Source organism: Pseudoalteromonas sp. SG41-1, from assembly GCF_014164575.1.
GTDB classification, from domain to species: Bacteria; Pseudomonadota; Gammaproteobacteria; order Enterobacterales; family Alteromonadaceae; genus Pseudoalteromonas; species Pseudoalteromonas rhizosphaerae.
Genome location: NZ_JACJFL010000011.1, coordinates 80,248 through 104,894, shown reverse-complemented (window position 1 = coordinate 104,894; position 24,647 = coordinate 80,248). Strand labels below are relative to the sequence as shown.

Genomic DNA, 24,647 nt, shown 5'->3' with positions numbered 1-24,647 from the left:
TGCTGGCGAGGGTCGTCAATTGATTCGAAATATTTAAATAGTTGAATATCAGGCATGGGGGCTCCTTAAAAAGGAGTATAAGATCATACTTTTAAGTCAAGGTAAAGTTCGTGATCTTGCCCTGGTATTTTCCCTACTTTCAACTCAAGTGACAAGTATCAAGTGTTAAAAGCTCAGGATCTTAAATCAACTGTTCAGTCTTTATATGAGATTGAACCCGCAATATTTAAGGAACTAAATAAAACTCAAAAGAAAACTTTTGTAGGATTCCTTAATTTAATATTAGACGGTGGTGAACTTGAGAATCTCTTTAAGATTCTGGAGAGTGTTATTGATATAGACTCTGCTCAAAGAGAGCAATTTGCTAAACAATTAAATGTTACTAAATTAGGCAACATTATTGAGTCAATAGATTTAATTGTTGATAGAAAAAGATCTGTTGAAGATTTAAATAAACTTGTTTTTGATAATTCGTTATATGCTAAAGAAGTTCCTCATTTACAAAATAAAATGGAAAAGTGTTATTGGCTACTTGGAGAACACTTGAGATTAGTCACAGCAGCTGAACCAAAGTTTCAAGAAGCACTAGATAGATACTCTTATTTATTAAGAGGTGAGAAGCCTGAAGAAACTTCTAAAGAGCTAGTCGAAGGTGAGCATAAATTAAAAGAAATGGATTTATTCTTAACTACTAGAACTATTTATAATGACAAAATAGAAAATATAGTGGTTGAATTAAAGCACCCTACTAATGTAAAGCTTGGAAAAAAAGAAATAGACCAAGTTTTTAATTATTACCACCAAATTAAATCTACAGATGGGTTTAATACTAATCAAGAGAGCTGGAAATTCTATTTAATAGGAAATAGATATGATGGTAGTGAATTCATTGAAGAGCAAATAGATAATTTAAAACATTTTGGAGAAAAGTACCTAGCATATAGAGGTAAGTACGATGTTTATGTTGTTCTTTGGGAGGAGTTATTTACAGACTTTGAGATTAAGCACAACTTCCTTTTAGATAAGCTATCCATCCAACGTGATAACTTAATTGAAGATGAAGAATTATTATTAGCTGACGATTTTGCCAATGTAGAAAGAAGTTCTGACCAAGCTTCTGAGGTTACGCTAGATAAAATGACGTAATTAGAATACCAGTAGGCTCACCGATTAGGACTAAAGGGGTTCAGACATCAAAGGTCTAGATTTATAGTTTACTACTCATTGAGTGAATTACTATGTCTAGGCCGCTGCGAATAGAGCATGAAAATGCGTTTTATCATGTAATGAATCGTGGAAGAGAACCAAAGGGGTCAAATCTTGACTTCAGACATCAAAGGTCTAGATTTATAGTTTACTACTCATTGAGTAAATTACTATGTCTAGGCCGCTGCGAATAGAGTATGAAAATGCGTTTTATCATGTAATGAATCGTGGAAGAGGGCGCGAAAATATCTTTTTAAGTGATAACGACTTTAAGTATTTTTTACATTGCATTGAGCAAGCAAGCCTTCGCTTTAATATTGAAGTGCATTCATATTGTTTAATGACCAATCATTACCACTTGCTAATCAAAACCCCCGATGCAAATTTAGGCCGAGCCATGAAGCATATTAATGGCCTTTATACCCAATACTTTAATCGAACACATAACACAGATGGTGCGTTGTTTAGAGGGCGCTACAAAGCGGCGCTTGTGGATGCAGATAACTATTTATTACATGTTAGTCGATACATTCACCGTAACCCAATTGAAACGAACACACCGTTGGTAAAAGACCTTGTTAAATATAAGTGGTCTAGCTATTCAGCTTTTATTAAAAGAGGAGCGAGACCTAAATGGCTCGTCCGAGACTTTATATTTTCGCTGCAAGGCAAAAAGCGTAAATATGCTGCTTATAAACAGTTTGTTGAATTTGAAAACAATAAAGAAATAAGCGCTTTTTATAGTGCTAAAAAGTTATTGTCGGTTTTGGGTTGTGAGGACTTTATTGAAAACATAAAAGACTATATTGCCAAGTCAGATAGCGAAAGAAAGCTTGTAGCAAAAAAGCACTCAGCAGATGATGTAATTGCTTACTTAGTTCAACACTTTAATGTTGAAGTTGATGAGATTATAACGGTTAAAAAGGGGCGAAAAGAGAAAAACTTACCACGTTGGTTTGCTATTAAATTATGCCAAGACTTATCGGGGTTAAATTTGCAGGTATTAGCAGATATTTATAATGTTCAGCATTATTCTGCAATATCTAAAACGGTGGGTAGGTTGAATACATTAATGGTTGAAGATAAAAAGATTAAATTACAATATGAAAAACTTCGAAATGGTTTGATGTCTGAAGTCAAGATTTGACCCCTTTGGGTTAGAATATTCTGGTTATACGTATGGTAGACGCAGAGTGAACGTTGAATTGAATGCGTTAAATCATACGATTGGAATATATAAAACAGCGGCACTGATGAAAAAGTTGAATATAAAAGCCATCAGACCGAAGAAAAAACATTACTACCCTAATTCAGGTAATGAACATAAGTACGCACAGAACCTCTTAAAACGAGAGTTTAACCCTGATTCACATAACACGCATTGGGTCGGTGGTTTTACCTACATTAGGAACCGCCAAGAGTGGAGCTACTTGGCCTGTGTGTTAGATTTATCAACGAGGGAAGTTATAGGGTATGCCTTATCAACAAGCCCAAATGCTGAATTGGCTATAGCAGCATTAAATAATGCTATTAAGCGTCAACAGCCGGTTCTAATCAACTGATGTTTCATTCCGATCAAGGATGTCAGTATTCTGCGGCCTCGTTTAGAGCTCGGTTATCACAACTAACTATAACGCAAAGTATGAGTCGTCGAGGTAATTGTTGGGATAATGCAGTAATGGAGCGATTTTTTAGAAGTTTAAAAACAGAGCGACTGAATCGCCTGTCATTTATAAATCATCATTCAGTTATAAGTGAGGTGGACAATTATATTCAGTTTTACAATTACAAACGTAGGCATTCTACGCTTAATTATATGACGCCACATCAGAAATATAATGAATTAAAAAATGCCGCTTAGAATCTCTACAGAATTTGTTGACCATTACAGTCTTTGAGGCCCTTTGAATTCAGATGATTTTGGGTGGTAATAAGGTTGAATTTTTATAAAGTGCGGTTACACTTTATCTTGTGTGCGAAATTTAAACAATTTCAGAGCGCCTAATAAATAATAAACCGTGCTGACATTTCATATGGATATGAAGTTTGATTCCTTTGATTGCACACTATTAAGGGAATACAAACTATGGCAAATAAACCTGTCGTTTTGCTCATCCATGGCATGGGAACTCATACAGACGATTCAGTCAAAGAAGAATTCAAAGTTGGATTAAAACAATGTATGGAATTCTTTGGGCAAAGTAACTTTGACGTTAATGATGCATTTACGCTAAAAACTTTTAATTATTCTGAATATTGGGATAACAAGCGAAATGAATTTGCATCTCATCTCAAAGGGGATATTAAAGATTCGCTCTCATTAACACCTAGCCTGATCCAAAAAATACTTGATATAACGGCTGAATTTGATGGTGATGATTTCTTGTATACACATGTACTAGATGTTCTCTTTTATTTAACGGGAGCTTTACGTGGTCATCAATTAATCAAGCTTCACAAAGCAATTGGAGATGAAATTGAAGCGTCTATCAATGACCTCAATGGGCAACGTTTTATAATTGTTGCCCATTCATTGGGTACTGCTTTTATTCATGATTGCTTGACGCAACTCTATACGCATCGGCTAGACCCAATCAATTTTGGGTTAGATCAATTGTGGTCAGTAGCGACCGTTTCTAGACTCACTCAGATGGTTACACGGATGGATGATCCTATGTCATCTATTGTTACTGACCATAGCTCAAGTGAACCGGGAGTCTGTAAGGAGTTCTATCCTGTATATAATGATTTTGACCCGTTTTGCTGGTTCAAACGCTACACTCGAATACCGAATGAAGGTCTACTAATAAACACGAAGCACGTTAGAGATCTTCATAAAGTATACCAAGACAACAATTCCATGAGAGTTAACCCTCACGACTTACGTGAGTACTTTGCGGATCCTGAAGTAGGGGGAAGGTTTTTATCGACCAATGGAGTGGTAAGCATTGATCTAAATGATTTCAGAGCCGCTCAAGCTGAATATCGAAAAACTACAGCTACTGGATTAATCACTGACTCGTACAAATCGATTAAATCGAAGTTGGAAGAGTTGGATGATATCTCTGGAGGTGTGAGTGGCATGAAGAAAAAAGTCGAGATCCTCACTGAAGTCTACAAAGTAGTAGATGAAATGCGAGACGAGTTCAAAATATAAAAAGGATAGAACGTGATGAAAACTTACCTAACCGGGATAATTATTGCGCTTTCTTTTTCCTGCGCATGTTTTGCTCAGCAGTCTGAGCCAAATAATATCGACTTAGCCACTACATACATAGAAAATCAATGCGATTTTGAGAAGCTTCTTTCCAAAGGACTAGTCCTGAACAAATGGTTTGTCGAATACGACAAATATGTGACTGAAAAAGCGCTTGTAGCATGCAGAGCAATTTTTGATGATAAGTCAATTTCGCCAGTGGTAACTGACTACTGGTCTGCTAATGACCTTAGTGAGATTTTAGAAAATAACTTAAGCGAGTTAGATAGGGCATTTTCATTGGGTGATGTACGTGAGTTTGATGTTTTAAAAGCCAGCTTTAATGATTGGCAATCTGAGACAACTCTTCCAATTCGTCGCGGGGTCCCTATGCCTGCCAGTTTTGATTCTAGGCCGCGTGACTTTGATACTGTGTATTTCTTAACAACCCCTACAGGTCTTCCAAGGCAAGCTAGTGAGCGATTTGAGCTGAAAACAGAACAGAACACGTACTGCACTAATCGTTTTTCTGATGCAAAAGACTGCGTGCAAGTTTTCGATGCATTCAATAAAATCAATAGAAAGCTTTCTGTATTCCAACGGCTAAATGCTGCCCAAGAGCATAATGCATATGTCGCTATTCAAGAGGCTAAATGGGACAAATTCTCCGATAACTCTCGTTTCCAAACTTATATAGATGTTGCATTTACGTCTTGGGTTTATCGTGACCATTTTTCTAGATCTGATGATTTGATAACGCCTCCACCATTACAGTTATATGCCTTGAGACCTTCGCTAGTATATGAGCATCTGTCTGACGCTCCCAATGGTGACAGAGATGAGGTAGCGATAGCATTAGAGTGGTTAGGTTTCAATGCTTGGGATTTAAAAATTCCATTCGGTGTTTCTGTGACTAGTGTCTATTCTGATAGAGCCGAAGGAAAGTCAGTTGGGCATGGTTTAACATTTCACGTGAACAACTCATTTAGCTTTGGTTTTGCAAATCGTGGGAGTGGAGGTAACAGTTTCTACGTCAACTTTGAGTTGATGGATTGGTTTGGTGAAAATCAAGATATGCTCAAAAGATACAGAGGGATTAGGTGATTTCACATAGTCCAATTAAATAAAGGACGAGACAGTAAAGTTATCAATTTGTTTGCAACGAGAATTTCATAGGATGGATATTCTTGGAACTGCTTCGTCTTTTGAAGGGGAATGTAAATTTGATAATGTGATACCAAAGGAGGAAGCTCAGGAAGCCCAATATTTGATAACAATATGAAAATGATTGCGCTTCATCATTACGGTTTCAAACGAACAGAAAGGGTTAAAAATAATCGTGCTGTTGCAATATTTAAGATTCTTGAGCACATCGAGCTATATACTGAATTAAATTTAGAAATGGCTGAGCATCAGTAACTGTGAACATCTCTTGTTGTAGTGAAAAAGTTGGAGCCTGTTGTAAGTTTAAAAATTTCTTAATTTATAAGTTGCTAATACACTCACAATTTTAATTGTATTTACTGGTTAGGCATGAGAATTTAGGTTTATAACAATTCACAATTTTAATTGTTGAAATCGGTTTCGTAACATATTGAATTTTAAGAGCCGCCATTCACAAACTTAATTGTAGGTAACCATTTATTGATCAAAGTCATTATAGTTTGGGAATGAAATTATAGATTGGGAATCCAATCTCTATTCCCAAACCATAATTATTAAAAAGGGTGAGCTATCGTGGCTCACCCTTTTTTATTTCTAGTCCAATGTTTAGTTATTTTTCAACTTTTGCAACTGGTTCAAGTGACGTCATTTTTAGATAAGTCATACTTTCAATATCTAACTTGTCAAAAGGGTATTGGCCTCGAATATTGTCATTAAAAAACTTCCCCATTGATGTTGAGTAATACAATTCATCCCATACTAAAATTGGGATATTGTAATAACGGTAAACGCTTCCTGATTCAAATTTCAGATCAAGGACTTTATTGATTGTTGAGTAGCCTATGTGTGAAAAAGCATCAGATTTTACTGGATGTTGTTCAAATAACGGAAAGGGGGTTTGGTTTTGTATAGAAAACTCAATTTTTTCACTAATTTTACTCGCAACAGGATTACTTCTAAGGTATGAATCTATTAAACCATGATGTGAGTCGTCAAAGTATGATTTAGCAGAAAAATTAGGTGGTAGACTTCCAAATAATATTCTTACTATATCAATGACACTGTCATCATCTAAAGTGAGATATGAAACTAGAGCTTTATACTCATCTTTGGGTAATGAACTTGTTGGGGGAGCGATTGCAGAAAGGCTGATCATTGGATAATCTGCAGTAGAATAACCGTCACTGTAAATGTAGTTATCAATTATTTCTTCGAATAAAACATTAGTATAAAAATTACCTTGGGAGTGACCCAGTAAAATAATTCTATTGCATGAATTCATATGAAAATTTAGTTTTTGGTAAGCATTGTTATAATCAGTTTCGTTTATGATACTGTAATTTGCATCAATTACAGACTCTAAGATAACTTCTTGTAAAATAATTAAATCTTTTTTATTTAAGACAGAAACAGTACCATTGAGTATGGCGGTAATGATTCTATATTTCGGTGAAAATATAGATAGGTCGCTATATTTTTGTTGAGCAACTTCATAAATTTGCTCATATATAACCTCATTATTATTATAGTTACCATCTGCTTTAGCTCCTCGGTAGTACTTACCTAACCAAACAGCATGAAAATTATCGATCCAAGCAAGATTTGATTCAAATTCATCATAACTTGTGAGCATTCCATTTACATGGAAAAAGCGTATATAATCAACTTGCTTACTACAGTGTCTATCAAGAGTTTGTAAGTTAGCAAATGCAGAGTATGAAAAAATTAAGGCCATAATTAAAATGTATATTTTCATTTTTTAGCCCCTATTAATGCTTCACAATGTTGATCAGCCATCCAGTGGTAGCTAGGTTCAAAACGTAGAATATCTGCTATTTTATTTTGACTTTTCCGGTTCGTATAAGCTCGATCAATTGTATTGAAATACAATGATTTAGGATTACGAAAATCAGAGAATTCATTTTGTAATTGCCTTGTGCAGTAATTGATATTCATAATATCTAAAATGATTTGCCTACCTATATCAGCATCTAAATTTGGTATACGACCTTGTTCAATATCAATAACGAGCTGCAATGTTGAAGCTGCGCCTAAACTAAAGGTGATGAGCTGCGGAGAATCAAACTTTTCATACACATAGCGCTCATAATCGTCGCGGATACCGTTGTCATTTTGATCAACACCGTCCAACGTTTTATAGTCGTCAGGGTGTTCCGGTGGTAAATCTGGGGTTTGGTAAAATAAATCTTTAATTTTTTGCCAACTACTGTGAGGGGCGGGTTCGTTACTCTCATTCCAGTAGCGGGCAAGGTAGTAGTCGACTCCGTGTTTTACAAGGCTGCCACCTTGATACACTTTGTTTGCTTGCCATTTTTCTATCACAGTATTTTGCAGCCAAATCCAACCATCCCAATGGGGTTGGTTTTCTATCGGTTCAATGCCTTTAACCCAAAAAGCGGCAATAAATAAGCTGTTGTTGTGAGTCACAACATCGCCGGCTACATAAATTGAGCTGGCATTCCATTGTGGTTGGTTTGGTTGAATAGAAGTTAAATCTACATTTTTAGATTCTGGGTTAAGCTGAAAAATATTTGTCGCGTAAGCATGCGAACAAAAAAGTAACCAAGCAATAATGATGAGTTTAGTCATTGCAAAATCCTTTTGATGAAGTTCCATTACTTTTTTAATTAAGTTCACTTATTAGGTAAATGCAAGTCTAAAGGGTTAAGTATTTTAAAATAATTACTGAATTTGTAGGTTGGGAATAGTTTAACGAACCCCAGTGGATTTTGATTTCACTTATAGATCTAGCTTTAGAGCGAGAAAATGAATGTCACCACGGAGAACACATAGGTGCATCGCGCCATGGCCTCTCGTTTAAAGCTGTACTTTTTACTTCTGGTAAAGTCATTACCTTCATGGGTTTAGGTATTTAGAGTTTGTCGCGAACAGAACCCTTCTTGAAAAGAATTACTCATCTATTGCTTATTTCAGGACGAGATAACGGGATAATAGTGTTAAATGTATGACTGTAGTTTTGTCATGGCACAACACAACACCTTCCGTATTTTTACATGCGAATGGGTAATAATGTACTAATCATTCAGTAAACAGCGACCAACTAATTAGCTGAAATAACCATATATAAGTAATGATTAATAAAGGTGCCGTTGAGGTAAATGGTTATTCGAAGGACTGGTTGATTAAATTTGTTATTTCAATCTGTTATCAAATTCAATTTAGTGCAATAATCGTTTGGATTTTAATGGCGATAACAAAAATAATAAATATCGCGCTGTGGACTAAGGGATTGTAGAGTATGTACAGGATGTTGTTACTTTTTTTCTTTTCAACCAGTCTTTTTGCCAGTGATGTAAAAAACAGTATCGATCGCGTTTATCAAGGGTATACCACCACGCCTGAATCTATGGCTTTATTAGCTTCCCTTGAAGCTGGTATGCCATACAGTGATAACTTAGACGATGCTAGGGTTATGGCGTTTAAGTGCCTTTTTCTTGATACCGATACGCTAGATAAGCGCCAAGCATTTAAAGTGTTTTTAGCTGAGGCTAAGCAGGTTATAAGCTCTTCAGGGGATGCAGTGCTTTCGCAAGATCTTAGTGTCTGTGAGGCCTTCCACCTTTATAGCCAAGGTTTATATGAACGCGCAAAAATGATTTTGCAGCCAATCGCTGAAGTTGCTTTAAATCCCGAGCTTGATGATAAATCACAAACCTCTGCTATTGGTTTTGCTAATTTTGTCTTGAACCGCGTTTATTTAGCGAAAGGCCAATATAAGTTGGCTTTCGATACTGCACAAAAATCTTACCAAGCTTACGAACTGGCTGAAAACTATTACGAACGAGCTTTAACTCTTAGAGAAATAGCAGCTATACATTTAGCTCTTTTTAACTATGATTTAGCGATTGAACAGTTACTTCGTGCAAAGTCTGAGTTAGCAACATTTAATGTGCAAGAACATTATAAAGTGACTGACGAAATTGCTTACGTGTATGAACTAAAGGGTGAAGTTAGCAAAGCTCTTGAGCTATATTTATCGATCTTTGCTGCGGTGCGTCAATATGAAAATGATGATGGTTTTGGGTACTTGGTAATAAAAGTTGCCCAGCTTTATACTCAGTTGAATGAGTTTGAAAAAGCACAGCAATATTTTAGTCAAGTACAAACGCTTGATATTACGAGTGATTGGATAAAGCAATTGCATACAATGGCACTTGCTCAGTGGTTTTTAGCAACAGATCAGATATCCAATGCAGTACGTGAAAATAATGTGCTAGCTCAATTAGACCAACAAAATTGGCCTGCAAGTTTTACAGAGCGATATTTGCAGTTTTATGCTGCTTTAGCTATGCGACAAGGTGATTACCAAACACAAGCAGCTGTACAAAAGCAGTTGCTAACAATTGCAAATACCCAAGTGAATAATGTGGCTGATAGGGCGTTACTTTCTGAACGGTTAATGTTTAATTTAAATCAGCAAAACCGAGAAATAGCTCGGCTCGAAGAAGTTGCTGATATTAAAGAAAAGTTACTGGCTGTAGCTGTAGATAAGGCGTTTTGGCAGCGACTGACTTTAGCCTTTGCTTGTGTGATGCTTTTAATGTTGGCTGTGTATGCCTATAAGCAAGTTCAACATAAGCAACATTATAAAGTATTGGCATTAAAAGATGAGTTAACCGGTGTTGCCAATCGCCGGGCTATTTTAGACATGAAGAAAAGGGCAATTAGTAAGAGCAAAAGTACAGGCACTGCTAACTCACTTATATCGATTGATATTGATCACTTTAAAGCGGTTAATGATCAGTACGGACACGATATTGGTGACGAACTGATAAAGTCAGTGGTTAATACACTTTCACAAGGAGTACGCTCGTCAGATAACGTTGGTCGGGTTGGCGGAGAAGAGTTTTTAATTGTACTTGAGCAACAATCACTGCAACATGCTTTAGAAGTCGCAGAAAGAATTAGAAGCTCTATTGAGCAACAAACTCATACAGCAAAAAACATTAAGGCTACGGTGAGTATGGGAGTTGTGGAAGTTGCACCAGATGAAACGCCTGAACAAGCTGCAAAACGTGCTGATATTAATTTATATGCAGCAAAAAGAAGTGGTAGAAATACTATTACTGCCTAAGGCTTTATTTAGGGCAATAACCGTATTAATTTTTAACGTTAGGCAACATCCAATCAGCTAAACCCTAAGGACGCCCATATTTCAAAACAGCATGGTCATTGAGCTTTTCCCCTCGATGTAGCGCAGTGACTCTTACCCTTTCTGTGCAAATTAAAACACTCACAAACGACACAACTACCATACTGCAAATCACTCCAGCACCTAAAACCTAGGTCCTTTATTCAGCTTACGCTGCTGTCCCAAGTAAAGCATCAATGTAGGAGAGTTCTTCGCTAAAAATACCACTAAAAAATGCACTTTGTTCTAGTATTACGCTTTCATTAGGCTGGGTTTTGTAGTCTTGTTGGCATCTGGCAAGTTCGCTCGATAACCATTGGCATTCATTACTTGCTATGCTGATTGCTGTTTTGAAAAAAGATGACCATTTTATTTTTTGTAAATTAAAGCGGTAAAGTGTGACGGCGATATGGCTATATATTTGCTGCTCAGCAGAGGGCGTGTTATCACTATTTATTGTGTAACCATTTAGCAGCTTGCTCTTGATAAGCGCTTGTTGCAGTGCGACTTGTTGTGGTTTACTTAGAAAATTCGTGGTCATAATGTGATGGGGGCCTCTATAAGCTAGTTACAATTAAATTGAGCAATAGGTTAAGCAAAACGTTTTATGGTTCATGCAGTACCGAAAAAACATGCTAATAGTGATAACAAAATAGGGCTGACTGGTTACTGAATTAACAAAATACAATTGTAATTGAACAGGTAAACTTGGCTTGTTGTTAAGTTGCTGGTTTAGCTTTGCTAATTTTTTAAGTTAAATACTTATAGCGATCGACTGTCGTGATAAGGCCGTATCATATGGTCACTACTTACATAGTTATAAAGGGGGTTTCATTGGATTCACTGACACAAGTTGTACTTGGTAGCGCAGTTGCTTATTCAGTCTTAGGCAATAAGCTTGGCCGAAAATCGCTATTGGTCGGCGCGGGGTTTGGCACGTTACCTGATTTAGATGTGCTAATTAATTTTGGTGGCGATGTCGAAAACTTTGTCTATCACCGCAGTTTTAGTCATTCTTTGCTTATACAGCTGCTAGTGAGCCCTTTGTTTGCGTGGCTTTTACTTAAAATGAATTGGGCTAAGGGTGTATCGCTGAGGCGTTGGTCGGTTGCCATGTTTTTAATTTTGAGTACCCATTCATTGCTCGATAGTTTTACCGTCTATGGTACACAGTTGCTGTGGCCACTGACGACTTACCCCTTTGGTATATCGAGCATATTTATTATTGATCCTGCGTATACTTTGCCATTGTTGCTCTCTTGTATAGTGCTTTTATTTGTAAGCATGCGCCCTTATGCACAGCGTATTATTACTAGTGCATTAATTATCAGTTCGCTATATTTAACGTGGGGTTTAGCGGCTAAATGGCACATTAATGATAAGGTTTATAAGGCGTTGAATACGCAAAATATCACATTTACAGACTTTGAAAGTACGCCAACTCCTTTTAATACTTTGCTGTGGCGGGCGGTAGTCGTTACTGAGCAGGGCCATTATGAGGTTTATACGTCGGTGTTTGATGATGTTGAAAACGTTGATATGCAATTTTACCCAACCGAAAATGCGCTGCTAACACAGCTTAAAGATGCCAAACAGATCAAGCTACTGCAAGCATTTACTAAAGGCCTTTATGGTGTTTATCAACAAGATGAGCAAGTAATTATGAGTGATTTAAGAATGGGTCTTGAAGGTTATTATGTATTTTCATTTGTGGTTGCACAGCAAAAAGATCAGCAGTTGATCCCTGGCCCTTATCAACAACTCAGCAATCGATTTCCACTAGAGAAGCTTGGACTCATTTTTGCCCGCATTACTAACCCAAATGTTAATTTAGAAACTACCGAAAAATAGCCTACATCTCCCTGAAATAGAGGGTTGCTTAGGCCTTAAATTTTTAAAGGCAAGATGAGGAAAACCGTTTTAGCAAAGCGCCATTCAGCAATACACGATAACTAAGTAAGAGCACTCTGTTCTACTTGAGCAATAAAAAGTTACCAAGGCGAAGCTCACTTCATTGATATAAATAAAGCTGGGTTGTTAACCGACCCAGCTGCGTTATATTTCACTCTGCAGGTATTACTGCTAACTAATTATGTGGCTATTAGCCAACTATCGCCGGGTACCAATTTGCTAACACTACACCAAATAAGCCTACTAAAAATACAAAGGATATCAACACCATTAAGCCTGCTGTGACGGTTGTTATCACTTTATTCGTTGTTCTACCTGCGTACCTTACTAGCTCAGCTATGAGCAGCGGCATCACATAAGAACATATGCTAATAGTTAATACCGTTGGGCCTGTGAACGTTGCGGTATCAATTCCAAGTGAGCCGAATGTTAAAAACCAAGCAAAAATCATCAGCCTAAAAAATAACACACCATTTGCTGCAAGGTATAAACGGATCGCCCATATTTGATGAGTATTGATATTACGCCCTCTGGCGGCTTGTACTGCTAATATACTCGATAAAATGACCACGCAACCAGCAAATATAGTAAGGCTATGCATTAATGTGTTACCCACTGTTCCTCTAACAATAATGAGATACATGCCAGCCATTGAGATAGTACATGCTAACAAAACGAATACGCGTCCGTTGTAGCGGTGGAATTTGTTATACTTCGTTCTTAATGCGGGTATTAGCTGTAAACTACCGCCAATTATCATCACTATGGCCAGTAACACATGCGTCGCATACAGTATATTACCGGTGGGGTCACTCGCAGCATATGCTGTATTGTTAAGACGACTCCACCCTGACAAACCTGTGGTGACACTGGTCAGGCCATATCCCAATATAAGGTAAGTTACAAAGCAGCCTTGTGCCATGAGCAAGCAAATAAACCACAATTTTTTACTGTTATCGAGGAGCTTTTTGGGGGTTATTTTCATTTTTTGCATCAACATATATTTTTCCATCAAACCTTTCAATAACCCAAATATAAAGACTTACATGGCAAATGCTTATCAAATTCGAAACTTGAGCAACGATATATTGATAATTTTTGCGCTTTAGCTAATTAGTTATAGACACATTCTCTAACAAAGTCTTTTTGCTAATATGAGCGTTACTTTGTACTATGTGATTTAGACAACGTTGTTGGTTTAAACGTCACTTTAAGAGCACGCTATTATGCAAAATTATTCCCCTTATTATCTTCTTCTTTTTGTTTGTTTGGGGTTAATGTTTTTAAATGCGTTGAAAAAAGATAAGCAGCTGGTTCATTATTTATTTGTGATATTTTGTGGCTCGCTTTGTATGGTGGCAGCACAAAAGCTCAGTGCGCAAAGTGTTGGCGCGTATCAATATCTAATTGGGTTGTTTACTTGCGCAACATGTAATGTTTCATGGCTGATTGCAAGAACGTTATTTCGTGAGCACTCGCCAATTTCCCGCAGGCATGTGGCTTTTGCAGTAACCATTGCTGGCTTGATCATGTTTAATCAAACATGGCATTACTTAGTGAGCCTTGATCCTCAGCCTTTACCTACTAGCGATATAATGTGGCGCTTAAAGCAAGGGGTGAATGAGGTCACCATATTGCTTTCATCAAGTATCCTTGCGCTGTCTTTTTGGGAAGCGATAAGGGGCTACAGCGGTAAAACACAATCACAACAACTGCAATCAATACTCTTTGCTAGTGCATTCTTTTTAGCTGTGTTTAATGCCAGCATTCTGCCAAAGTTCATATTTAGTGCGGCTGAAATTGAGCTTTACAATCCCATAATTATTACTTCATCTGCGCTTTTAATTGTATTAGCGATGCAAGCAGTCATGGCCCTTCAAGCAAGAGTGAAAAATGACCAAGCGCTAAAGCAAGAAGATGATATTGGCACTATTAACAATGACACGAGTCATCTAAATGAAAGCGGCAATCAAGATGTAGAGCCTGAATTGATAGTTGGCATTACAAAGCTTATCAATGAGCAGCAGCTTTACTTACAAGCCAGCCTCAAAATTTCAGATTTTGCACAAGCGCTAATGGTGCCTGAGTACAAAGTTAGCCGAGCCATTCGCTATCACTATAAAGTAGCTAACTTTAATTTATTTATTAACCAATACCGCGTTAAGTATGCAAAAAAGTTATTGATATGCGATCAGGCCAAAGAGTGGAGTATTTTAAGCATAGCACTTGAGAGTGGCTTTTCTTCTCTTGCGACTTTTAACCGGGTGTTTAAAAGTATTGTGGGTGACATTCCTAATGAATATCGAAAACAAAACGGTGACTACTATAATGAAGGTATACGGGAGCTTGTTGATTAGCGAGTTATAGGTTTGTTTTTATAGTTAATCAAGAATATTAGATAGCTATAGTGAATGAGTAATTTAGTCAAGCTTAGAGTATTATCTGCATTGTATTAACAATAACCGAGAACAGTGTGAACTACTTAGCTCATCTTTATTTGGCGCAGCCTACAGCAGATTCACACTTTGGCAACTTGCTTGGTGATTTTGGCGGTAATAGGCATGTAGAGCAATTGCCAATCACGGTAAAAAATGCACTAGAGAACCACTATTTAGTCGACAAATTTACAGATGCTCACCCTCTAGTAAAGGAAGCTAAACAATATTTTTCGTCTCAGCGTAAGCGCTTTGCGGCTGTAGCTATTGATGTAGTGTTCGATCATTTTTTAATTCAGCATTGGCAACGATTTAACGACCAACCTCTAAGTGACTTTAAGCAAGCCAGCTATCAGCTTTTGAATAACCGTATTGCAGTTATGCCGCCAAGAATGCAAAGTGTTGTAAAACATATGACGCAGAATGATTGGTTTAAAGAATACGAAACCGTCGAAGGGGTCGGGGTTGCACTTGATAATATTGCCAAGCGCATTCGCTTTACTAATTCTTTTTCTGACGCTGCTGCGGATATAGCCCTTCATTACACTGAATTAGATGCCATATTCTTAGCGTTTTTCCCGGAATTGATTAAGTATGTAAATCAACGAGATATTGAAGGAGCTCACGATGCTAGTGTGGAAACTTTTAAATGTAGGTCAGGCTTTAGCTTAAAATGATGCGATATTGATAATTAGCTTTTGATGGAATAAATTCTGACCCAAAAAGGCCGCATCATAATAAAAACGGCTTGATTGATGGCTAATATCTGACTTAATCATCAGGCCCTTTCAGGGTGAAAACTAAATGCTTGCGCATATCTTTTAAAATAACGCCTTTTTTAAGCATTGCACCACTTAAACGTTTCTGCCACTTCAATAAATCAGGCTCTGCTGCTGTTAACGCCTGCTGATTCTCAAACTGAAAACACATTAGTAAAGAGCCCGGAAATAAGTGATATTCCACGTCAAACCAGCATTGCAGCATGCCAGAGAGTTCATTACGGCCTTGCTCTTCAATTGCATCAGCAACTTTAAGTACCAGTGCTTGTTGTTTTATTTGCACCGCAGAGAGTTTTTTCATCGTTTTAATCCAATTAGAGGCTAAAAATGTAGCCATAAAAACCGATTATAACCGAGCTTGTAGATGGGTAACAACTTTGGCAGTGACTTAAATTAAATATCAGATTAAATTGCATTTTAAATGTTTCTTGGTCACTTTACTTACTCTGCTGGTGGGATGAAATTGAGAGACCAGATCGTATGAAGCAGCATCCTGCTTTCATACTTGAGTTGTTCTACTAAACAATCACATTACTTATTAAAAAATCCCCCGCATACATTTACATGCTGGGGGATTTTGTGTTGTTAATTTAATTTGTGGCTAGGCGTCTTTTTTAAAAACGCGCTCTTACGCCAAGGCTAACTGAGCGGCCAGGAAGTGGTGCTTCGTCTTTTAAGTAAGATGAGTGCACGCGCGCTTCTTGATCGGTTAGATTGTCGGCTTTTAAATACAATGTCATGTCAACGTTACCTAAATCAAGGTAGTAGTTAGCAGCGGCTGATAGCATGGTATAGCCGTCGGTGGTGGTTTCGTTTGCAGCAATTTTATCTTGCTTACTGTTGCGAGTGACTTCTACTTCAGTGTGCCAATTACCGTATTCATAATGTATTGAAGAACCAACACGTAATGGTGGGATCCTTGGAACGTTACCGCCTTTATCTAGTTTAGCGCGGGTATAATCCGAAAACACATCCAGACGCCATTGTTCGTTTAAGTGCCAGTCAACTTGTGCTTCAAAACCATACAGCTGTGCATCTTGCTGGGCAAAGAGTACAACAGGTAAACCATCGGTTTCTTCCTCTGATCCTGCGCCGCTACTTTGTAGTTGTTGGTAATCTTGCGCCGTAATAAACTCACCATCACTGAGAACAAGGTTACTAACGTCTTCGTATATGTAATCATTCACTTGGTTTTGGAACAGGCTTAAGCTTGCATTCCAGTTGTCAGTATTATAACGATAGGTTGCATCTATATTATTAGACACTTCTTTATTCATGCTTTGGCCGTTTTGCACCACCGAATAATTACCGTTATCGTTAGTAAGATTAAAACCACCACCTACTTCGTAAGTGCCAGAGCCAATGTGTGGGCCGTATGCAAAAATTTCAGATGAAGAGGGGGCGCGTTCTGAATATGCATAATTAAATGCTAATGAGTGCTTGTCGTTAATGCTCCAAACTACTCCTGCAGAGCCTGAAACCGCCGTGTAATCTTCATCTGCAAATGAGATACTATTATCGGTTGATAGCTCATCAAAAAATTGGTTATTCACTTTATGGGTTAGTTGCTCCACGCGTGTACCAAGCTGCCACAATAAAGCACCTGTTTGTTTTTCTTCCATTAAAAATGCGGCTAAACTATCGGTTTTTGTTGGTGGTGTGAATGCTTCTTCGCCAATCGCTTCAAAATCACTTTTGTTATAATGTAAGCCCATTATGCCGTGCCAACCATAAACCGCGCTGTGCTCTGCCCATAGTCTAGACTCGATACTTTCATTTTTAAAAGTAGTGCCTATTTCAGTCCCTTCAATTTCTGAGTGTAGGTAATCAGTATATGCATTTTGCCAATGCACCGATTTTATAAAACCGTCAAGATTATTCCAATCAACAACACCTTGATAGCGGTCTTGTTTTAACTTAATAAATACACCATCTTCACCCGGTAAACCATATTCTGAGTCCATTGAGCCATAGGCAAAAGCAACCCGAGTATCGTCAGTGATCCAGCCAGCTCCTAAGTTATAACCGTGTGCATCGATTGCTGAGTTTGAGAGTTTAGTACTGCCACCATGTTCATTAATATCAGCGGGAACAGGTATTTTATAGTCACCGGTATTACGGTTGTAAGCATCAATATGAACAGCAAAGTCGCCCGTTCCGGCATTTAAATCAGTAGATGTTGTTTTTGAATCTGCTACGTTATCGTACTGAGCAAATACTTCTCCAGTAATACCTTGTTGTCTTTCAATGGGAAGGCGGTTATCAACCACATTAACAACGCCGCCAATTGCACCACTACCATAAAGCAAAGTAGCAGGGCCGCGTAATACTTCAATTTGTGTGGCCGTAGAGGTTTCGGTTGATACTTGGTGATCGGGGCCAACGCGTGATGCATCAGATGCGCCTAATCCGTTTTGTACAACTTTGATTCGAGGTCCATCTAATCCTCGGATAATTGGACTACTGGCAACGGGTCCAAAATAAGAGCTGTGTACACCCGGCACATTTTTTAAGGTTTCGCCAAGGGTTGCTGCTTGGTGCTGATCAAGCTCTTCGCCACTCAAAATAGATACAGGTGTACTTGATTCAAGTACGGTACGTTTAAGTGGTGAAGCTGTAATAACAATTTTTTCTAAATCGCTTTCATCTTTTTGTATTTGTTTCTCTGCTGCCATTGCGTGTGTACTGATAGCAGTTAATACCGCCAAAACTAATGGTGAATACTTAATTTTCATTGTTTAATCTCTAAAATTTGCACTAAAACTGGCTGCTTACCCAATGGTAAACAGTCTTTATAAAACGGTTTTTTAGCAGTGAACTTTAAAGAGTATTCGGTGGATCACGGTTACCTGAAAACGCAACGGTTGCGCTAAATTGCGGGGAGTGTAAAGCTAAAACAGCGCCGTAGCGGTTACTTTCAGGTTCAAATATGCTGGTGGTAGGGGATATTAAATCGTCAAAATCAAACGAACTTATGCAGAGTTGGCACTCTGTGCTGTTTTGTACTGCGTGAACAGTTGAGTGCCACTGTGAAAAAACACTGATCAGCAGTAAAAGCACCATTAAATATTTTAATAGTGTTTTATTGTGTCTGAATGAGTGTAAATTCATGTGTTTCATTAGGTGATAGTATAACGTTGTTTTTTTTGCAATGTCGAGAGCTGAATAAGTAAAATAATCTGTTTAATTATAAGTTTTTACTTTGTTATTTATAATCAGTGGTTTATGTTTTATTTTGATAAATAAAACCTCTAGATCAGACATCAATCAGGGAATAGGCTTTGCTTAGTTAGTTTGCCATTTTTTTATCAGTTCAACGCTTTTTACCCAAAAACGATAATTTATAGGCTGTCGTTATGAGTGACAAAGTCAACAGTGACATAGACTGAGCTGCTATGTTTGATGATTTGATTGCTTGTTAAAGTAAGCTTGATTTTTAGGTAATTGTAAAGCGCGAGGTTTGATAGTGTGAAAGGGTTAAATATGAGTTTTTTTGCATCTTATAGGGCTTTATTAAATGGTGTTAAAAAGCCCTAAATTCACATGATTAATAATTACTTATCAACTTTTAGCGACCATCTTCAAATGATGCAATTGCAGAAACTTTGCTCCAGCTGCCATTTGTATAAAGGATTGTTGCTTCCGCTTTATAAGGTTTAAAAGACCTTATTTCAAATGAGCAAGAAGTACCTGAGGTGCCACAAGATTGGGCTGCATTGGACCAAATTACACTATCGATAGCAGACCCATTGCCGATAACACGAAATACTGCTGTTGCCTTATTTTGACCATAGATGAGTGCCATACATCTATTTGGTGTGTATTGATCATATGCTTGAGTGTCTACATAGCATTCCATTGAACTTGCACTTGCTTGAACAGAAAATACGCTAGCGGCTAGTAAAGTTGCTATTGTTAATACCTTTTTCATTTTTTCGTCCTTATGTTTGTTTGTTTTTCAGATACAACAATATATCAATTAATACACAAAATAAACGCCTCATTAACATTTTTATTCATTAATAATAATTCAATCAAGTATTGCAGCCATGGTTATTAAATTCGCGTTTTGATAAGGTTCTTCATTTTTGCCAATAATAGGTTTATCAAGATTGAAATTAGCTAATCCCAAGCGATATGTTTACGGAAAATTACTTTGCTTTTTGATAAGTGCTAGCCGGTAATATACACAGTAGAATAACTAAATAACAAACTATAAAGGCAAGGCTTAGCTGGTTACTCGCTAGGACGTGTTTATACTATTTAGAAAATTATTTACTCTAACAGCCCATTACACTTACTTTTATCAGTTTGAGCTTTGGTTAAGATGTTTACAGGGATCACAAGGCGAGTTGAGGTGTTAATATCGAGTTTATTGTCAGTAAATTTAACATGGTTAGCGTTGAAAATACCCGCTGGAGATAGATTTATTCCCGAAGAACAGGTTAATTAGGTGCAATAAACATATTTATTTAGCATCGTCACTTCATCGATCGCCAAGCAAATGTTGATGCTGCAATGACGATAGCAATTGCAATACCTAAGTAAAGCGTTTCTATAGTTCCGCCAAATTCCACAGCATGTTCTAAAAATAAAATCACTAATACAACTGAGGTAACTTGTACTAAAGTTATTTTTAAATCATGAAAATCTTCTATGTTAAATGCAGCTAAGAACTGGCTCTCATTAGGTTTTGTGGTCGAGATAAATAGACGATATAAACTAATAGCAATTACTTGTAGCGTGATGCCAATTAGCAGTAAGTCAAGAATTTTTAAAAGTTCCACTATTAATTCTTTGCCATCCTTTGCTGAATCAGGGAGGCTCATAATAGTGCTTTTTACTATATGAATAACGATGTTGATACATGAAACGTAAACAAGTAATGATGATATGGCTGCGGTGATGACGGCGATTATAACTAAAAACCGACTGTTTTGAAAAATACGTTCCATGCTACTCAACTTTTGATGATTGTATTATCTATACGAAGGATAGTTTAAATCAGTTTGTTTTTATAGGTATTTTCGCCTTTATAGGGAACAAACGAACATGGGGTGATATCATTGATTTGTTTAATTCAATGTGTAAAAGTGCTGCGGCTAAATGAAATAAGTAATTAGTTTAGAGTATTACCACTTGTAACAGGCGTGACATAGTCCACCCACTTCAGACTTCCCTCTTTAGAGGAGGAAGCCTGAAGTCATATCTTCTTATAAATTGGTTTATAAAGCCACTAAGCTTTGCTCTAACATTGCTTGAATTTGTTTGACTATTTTAGCTTCTGTTTCTGGTTCAAACTGCGCTATGCGCGGTGTATGGATATGCCCAGTAGGAATATCTGAATTGAGTTGATCACGCAGGCGAATACTGCGGTACGAAATTTCGTTAGACAGGTAACCGCCACCGCCGCCTTTTACTGCAATCGCACCTTTTAGTTCAGCTAAAATTTTAGGCTCAAAGGCTTTTTCCAGTGTAACAACTTTGTGATTGTCATTTATCGGAAAGGGCCCTTTGGCTTGCTGCATTTGCGTAATGGGCAAACTAAACTGCACAAATTCGCTGCCAGGCAATGGACGATCGTTTAGGTTTGGAATAAGTGGCGCTTTTGCTGTGCCGCCATAGACAATATTTGCGTTGTCGGGGGCGGTTACGCTGCGCCGCTTACCTGGAAAGCGTTCAAAGTCAAAGTCTTTACTACCCATGCTAACGGTAACTATCATATCTACGTTGTTCAGTGCGTAATAGGGGGCGAGTAATTCTTCAATAATACCTTGATCAAAGTCTTCATAGCGAACAGGCACCATTACAGTATTTATTTCAGCGCTGATGCCTTGATAAGTAATTACTTGGCCGTCGAGTAATAATGCGGCCACACCGGATGGATTACTTTGATTGATGTTACTATCCAACAAAAATGGGTCAAAGCCTGTTAGTAAAATCTTTTTGGTGGTGTTTTTAGAGTAGGCAAGGTCGGTGCGACCGCGACTGCCATTTTCTAGCATTGTTAACAATGTGCTTTGCTCGGCAGTTGTTAATGCAAATTCAGGTTTTGTTGTACGGATTATTTTACTTGAAAGTAGGCGAGCCCAGTAAAGTGCTCTGTCATCGTAGCTTTTAGTGACGGTAATGTGTTGTTTGGCGTTGAGCCAGAGTTGGGTTGAGTAATCATGTAGTAAGTCAGTTGCCTGTTTAAAGTTTCTTAGGCTTTTCCAGCTTTGTTCAAATAGCGCTATATCCTCAGAAAAGATATCTAAAACTTGTGGCATAGCGGTTGTGGCTTGCTTAATACGTAGCTCTTCAACTGTTGGGTTAGCACTAAAAACAGAGCCGGAAGAGAAGATTAAGCTCGCGGCTAAAAGTCGTTTGATCATGGTTTTCCTATATAAGCTGTTTTAATAGTTTGAATGCAAAGGCTACTATCTGATTTAGAGCGAGTAAGCGCAAATAAATACGTTGATTAGGGCTTTAACTCTCATCTTTAACTTTTAATCAGCCTCTAGAGCCTATTTTCATAAACTGCTATCCTTCACTTATTAAGTTGTAATTGAGTAAACAGCATGATTAATGATAACGATGTAATTGACACCCTCGCAGAGCTAGAGGCTTTTTTGTTATTGATTGATAACGGTGGATTGGGCTTAAAAAATGTAGCCGGTGTGGCACTGGCGACCAATAATACCAATGGTCGCCCGTTTGTAGCAGTACTTGATGATAACCACAAGTTGTTGTTAGGTCGCTGGGTAACACAAGATGTGTTTGAAAACGGTAAAGAGCTTGTTCGTAGTGGGCCTAAAAAGTTACATTAATCTTGCAAAGGCAATTGAAAATCAGCCGTAACCTTTTGTGGTAAAAGTTATTAATAGACTTACTCTTTAATGACAACAACACAATTTCGGCCTTGTTTTTTTGCTTTATAAAGAGCTTGATCGGCCAATGATATACTTTCTTTTATATTGTTAGCCGTTTGCGATACCTGATTGATACCAATACTGACAGTAAAGCGAACTTCTTGGTTATTTTCTGTTTTCACAATACACTTTTCAGCGGTACTGCGAATACGTTGTGCGATAATCTTGGCATTGTCAGCATCACAGTTCAGTAATAATATAAATTCTTCGCCACCAAATCGACATGCAATATCATCTACTTTTTGTTGCTTTGTTAAAATATTTGCAAACTCGATAATAACGCGATCGCCAATATCGTGGCCGTAAGTGTCATTTATGCCTTTAAAAAAGTCGAGATCGGCAATAACTATCGACAGCTCTTTTTTTGCAGTTTTGCTTTTTGCTAGCAATTGCGAACAGGCTTTGTCAAAGTAGCGGCGGTTATATAGTTTGGTTAAAGGGTCGGTATCTGCGAGGCGCTTTAATTCAGATTGTGCTGATTTTATTTTTTCTAATGTTCTGATCCGGTATGACAAAATAAATGCCATCATTAGCGCTTCAAGTACAATACCTATACCCACGCCATGACTATTAATTTGATTTGATTCGGTTATGCCTTTGTAATAAAGCACCGCCAACATATTAAAAATAATAAACATTGCATGACCCAAAAAGAAGTACTTAGCGAGGGGGTCTCGCTTTCGCCATAAAGATATCGATACTCCTAAAGTCACAGTCATCATTAGTGCAGCTAAACTGCTCGCAGGTTTTAATGCGCTAACCAAGTCGAATAGACTATAAAAAAATTCGGCTACTAATATAGTTAAAATAATACACAGTGCAATATGCTCTTTGGGGTAGCGCTTTTTGGTTTCAAATATAAGCATCATAAATAGGATTAAAAAACTAGGCATGCTATACAAAGTCGAGTTAAATTGCAGAAGGTCGGCACTAAAAATCCCAAAAAAGTTAGCGCCTAAACCATAGGAAAGTGATACCCAAATGATGCCGGAAATTAAATAAAAGGCATAAACAATGTTTTCAATTTTTCTTGCCGATAAATATAAGAAAAAGTTATAAAGCATTAATGCCAGCATCATTCCCACAAGCAAAGCAATGTAGCTACTACTGCCAACTAATGCGCGTTTTGAGTACTCCTCATCGAAAAGAGCGAGGGCATACCACTGGTGAGAAAAAGTGACGCTTCTAACAAAAATTGTCTTATTTTCACCTGCTGCAAGATGAAATGAAAATATGGCACTACCGCCAAATATATTGGGATGTGGTCCTGGCTTATCTAATTGAATGTTGATTTGTTTTAATAGCTCTCCATTTTTTGTCTCATAAAAATCAACGTCTTGTAGGTGATACGCATCTGAGTTATGCAAAAATAGCCGCAGTTGTTGTGGAGACTCATTGTTAATGATTATTTTAGACCAGGTTATTTTTGCGTTTGGCCCTAAGGTTACTTCACTTTTACTTGGGATGAATTGTTGCTGTTGTATTTGTTCGAAAGGCATTTCTAGACTTGTATCAATAAAGTAACCCATAGGAAATTGAGTTAAATTAACATTAGCGGTCTTGATATTAACATTAGGTGATTGAAGGCTCTCAGTCTTTGCGTATACACCGCATGAGATAAAAATAAGCAAAAAAAGGTATAAAACACGGTTTACCATACATAAAGTCCCTCTTATGAAAGACTTATTTTTAACTTTAATTGTTTGTTTGTCGAGCAATAAAATAAGCAGCTAGTATATATTTAAAGGGAAGGCTTTAGGCTCTTCAAATACATTGATTATTATTCGCTGGGTTTTAATCTTATTTTAATGTTCCAGTTAAGTCTTTTTTAGATATTTTCAATAACATGGCCTTATTAACTTTATAAAGGGC

20 protein-coding genes and 1 pseudogene are annotated in these 24,647 nt (G+C 37.4%); 10 read left to right on the top strand and 11 right to left on the bottom strand.

The genetic code is table 11. The features are described from left to right. Positions 1 to 162: 162 nt before the first annotated feature. The 5 genes and pseudogenes from H5203_RS09355 (at position 163) to H5203_RS09330 (ending at position 5,506) form a co-directional block, all read left to right on the top strand. Entirely contained in the window at positions 163 to 1,146 is a 984-nt protein-coding gene (locus H5203_RS09355; protein WP_182819636.1) for a hypothetical protein, read from the top strand. Positions 1,147 to 1,378: 232 nt separating this feature from the next. Continuing rightward, a complete protein-coding gene (locus H5203_RS09350; RefSeq protein WP_182732632.1) occupies positions 1,379 to 2,353 on the top strand; it encodes a transposase in 975 nt (324 codons plus the stop codon). A gap of 28 nt (positions 2,354 to 2,381) precedes the next feature. Then, positions 2,382 to 3,067 (top strand): annotated as a pseudogene (locus H5203_RS22885) (IS3 family transposase); the annotation flags it as partial. Positions 3,068 to 3,292: 225 nt separating this feature from the next. Then, positions 3,293 to 4,363, top strand: a complete 1,071-nt coding sequence (locus H5203_RS09335; protein ID WP_145241844.1) for a hypothetical protein — start codon at positions 3,293 to 3,295, stop codon at positions 4,361 to 4,363. A gap of 15 nt (positions 4,364 to 4,378) precedes the next feature. Beyond that, on the top strand, positions 4,379 to 5,506 hold the full coding sequence (locus H5203_RS09330) for a hypothetical protein (protein WP_182819635.1): 1,128 nt from the start codon (positions 4,379 to 4,381) through the stop codon (positions 5,504 to 5,506). Positions 5,507 to 6,176: 670 nt separating this feature from the next. On the opposite strand, the gene H5203_RS09325 is transcribed toward H5203_RS09330, so the two are convergent. Both H5203_RS09325 and H5203_RS09320 read right to left on the bottom strand, forming a co-directional pair. Continuing rightward, positions 6,177 to 7,322: a KTSC domain-containing protein gene (locus tag H5203_RS09325; protein WP_182819634.1), complete on the bottom strand. Its 1,146-nt coding sequence runs from the start codon at positions 7,320 to 7,322 to the stop codon at positions 6,177 to 6,179. Next, entirely contained in the window at positions 7,319 to 8,176 is an 858-nt protein-coding gene (locus H5203_RS09320; protein ID WP_182819633.1) for a chitodextrinase, read from the bottom strand. Before H5203_RS09320 ends, H5203_RS09325 begins: the two co-directional genes overlap by 4 nt. Before the next feature lie 670 nt (positions 8,177 to 8,846). Here H5203_RS09320 and H5203_RS09315 point away from each other — a divergent pair. Further along, positions 8,847 to 10,682: a GGDEF domain-containing protein gene (locus H5203_RS09315; RefSeq protein ID WP_145241837.1), complete on the top strand. Its 1,836-nt coding sequence runs from the start codon at positions 8,847 to 8,849 to the stop codon at positions 10,680 to 10,682. A gap of 226 nt (positions 10,683 to 10,908) precedes the next feature. On the opposite strand, the gene H5203_RS09310 is transcribed toward H5203_RS09315, so the two are convergent. After that, entirely contained in the window at positions 10,909 to 11,280 is a 372-nt protein-coding gene (locus H5203_RS09310) for a hypothetical protein (protein WP_182735729.1), read from the bottom strand. Between the two features lie 293 nt (positions 11,281 to 11,573). Between H5203_RS09310 and H5203_RS09305 the strand changes: the two genes are divergently transcribed. Further along, positions 11,574 to 12,590: a metal-dependent hydrolase gene (locus H5203_RS09305; RefSeq protein WP_182731118.1), complete on the top strand. Its 1,017-nt coding sequence runs from the start codon at positions 11,574 to 11,576 to the stop codon at positions 12,588 to 12,590. Between the two features lie 250 nt (positions 12,591 to 12,840). Here H5203_RS09305 and H5203_RS09300 read toward each other — a convergent pair whose 3' ends face one another. Further along, entirely contained in the window at positions 12,841 to 13,650 is an 810-nt protein-coding gene (locus H5203_RS09300; RefSeq protein WP_145241831.1) for a DUF2306 domain-containing protein, read from the bottom strand. A 226-nt stretch (positions 13,651 to 13,876) separates the two neighbouring features. Between H5203_RS09300 and H5203_RS09295 the strand changes: the two genes are divergently transcribed. Both H5203_RS09295 and H5203_RS09290 read left to right on the top strand, forming a co-directional pair. Continuing rightward, positions 13,877 to 15,007 carry an AraC family transcriptional regulator gene (locus H5203_RS09295; RefSeq protein WP_257323987.1) on the top strand — a complete coding sequence of 377 codons (1,131 nt, stop codon included), beginning with the start codon at positions 13,877 to 13,879 and terminating at the stop codon, positions 15,005 to 15,007. A 116-nt stretch (positions 15,008 to 15,123) separates the two neighbouring features. Further along, positions 15,124 to 15,762 (top strand): ACP phosphodiesterase, encoded by a 639-nt coding sequence (locus H5203_RS09290; RefSeq protein WP_182735726.1) that lies wholly within the window; start codon positions 15,124 to 15,126, stop codon positions 15,760 to 15,762. A 94-nt stretch (positions 15,763 to 15,856) separates the two neighbouring features. On the opposite strand, the gene H5203_RS09285 is transcribed toward H5203_RS09290, so the two are convergent. From H5203_RS09285 to H5203_RS09260, 6 genes are all read right to left on the bottom strand, one after another. Further along, entirely contained in the window at positions 15,857 to 16,165 is a 309-nt protein-coding gene (locus tag H5203_RS09285) for a hypothetical protein (RefSeq protein ID WP_145241827.1), read from the bottom strand. A gap of 313 nt (positions 16,166 to 16,478) precedes the next feature. Beyond that, positions 16,479 to 18,599, bottom strand: a complete 2,121-nt coding sequence (locus H5203_RS09280; RefSeq protein WP_182777917.1) for a TonB-dependent receptor — start codon at positions 18,597 to 18,599, stop codon at positions 16,479 to 16,481. Between the two features lie 85 nt (positions 18,600 to 18,684). Beyond that, positions 18,685 to 18,975: a hypothetical protein gene (locus H5203_RS09275; protein WP_182819632.1), complete on the bottom strand. Its 291-nt coding sequence runs from the start codon at positions 18,973 to 18,975 to the stop codon at positions 18,685 to 18,687. 457 nt (positions 18,976 to 19,432) lie between these two features. Beyond that, positions 19,433 to 19,795: a hypothetical protein gene (locus H5203_RS09270; RefSeq protein ID WP_145241822.1), complete on the bottom strand. Its 363-nt coding sequence runs from the start codon at positions 19,793 to 19,795 to the stop codon at positions 19,433 to 19,435. A gap of 550 nt (positions 19,796 to 20,345) precedes the next feature. Further along, on the bottom strand, positions 20,346 to 20,819 hold the full coding sequence (locus H5203_RS09265; RefSeq protein ID WP_145241820.1) for a YqhA family protein: 474 nt from the start codon (positions 20,817 to 20,819) through the stop codon (positions 20,346 to 20,348). Between the two features lie 270 nt (positions 20,820 to 21,089). Continuing rightward, complete coding sequence (locus H5203_RS09260; RefSeq protein ID WP_182819631.1) at positions 21,090 to 22,238, bottom strand: hypothetical protein; 1,149 nt, start codon at positions 22,236 to 22,238, stop codon at positions 21,090 to 21,092. A 186-nt stretch (positions 22,239 to 22,424) separates the two neighbouring features. Between H5203_RS09260 and H5203_RS09255 the strand changes: the two genes are divergently transcribed. Further along, positions 22,425 to 22,673 carry a hypothetical protein gene (locus H5203_RS09255; RefSeq protein WP_145241816.1) on the top strand — a complete coding sequence of 83 codons (249 nt, stop codon included), beginning with the start codon at positions 22,425 to 22,427 and terminating at the stop codon, positions 22,671 to 22,673. A gap of 59 nt (positions 22,674 to 22,732) precedes the next feature. On the opposite strand, the gene H5203_RS09250 is transcribed toward H5203_RS09255, so the two are convergent. After that, positions 22,733 to 24,433 carry a diguanylate cyclase gene (locus H5203_RS09250; protein ID WP_182819630.1) on the bottom strand — a complete coding sequence of 567 codons (1,701 nt, stop codon included), beginning with the start codon at positions 24,431 to 24,433 and terminating at the stop codon, positions 22,733 to 22,735. Between the last annotated feature and the right edge of the window lie 214 nt (positions 24,434 to 24,647).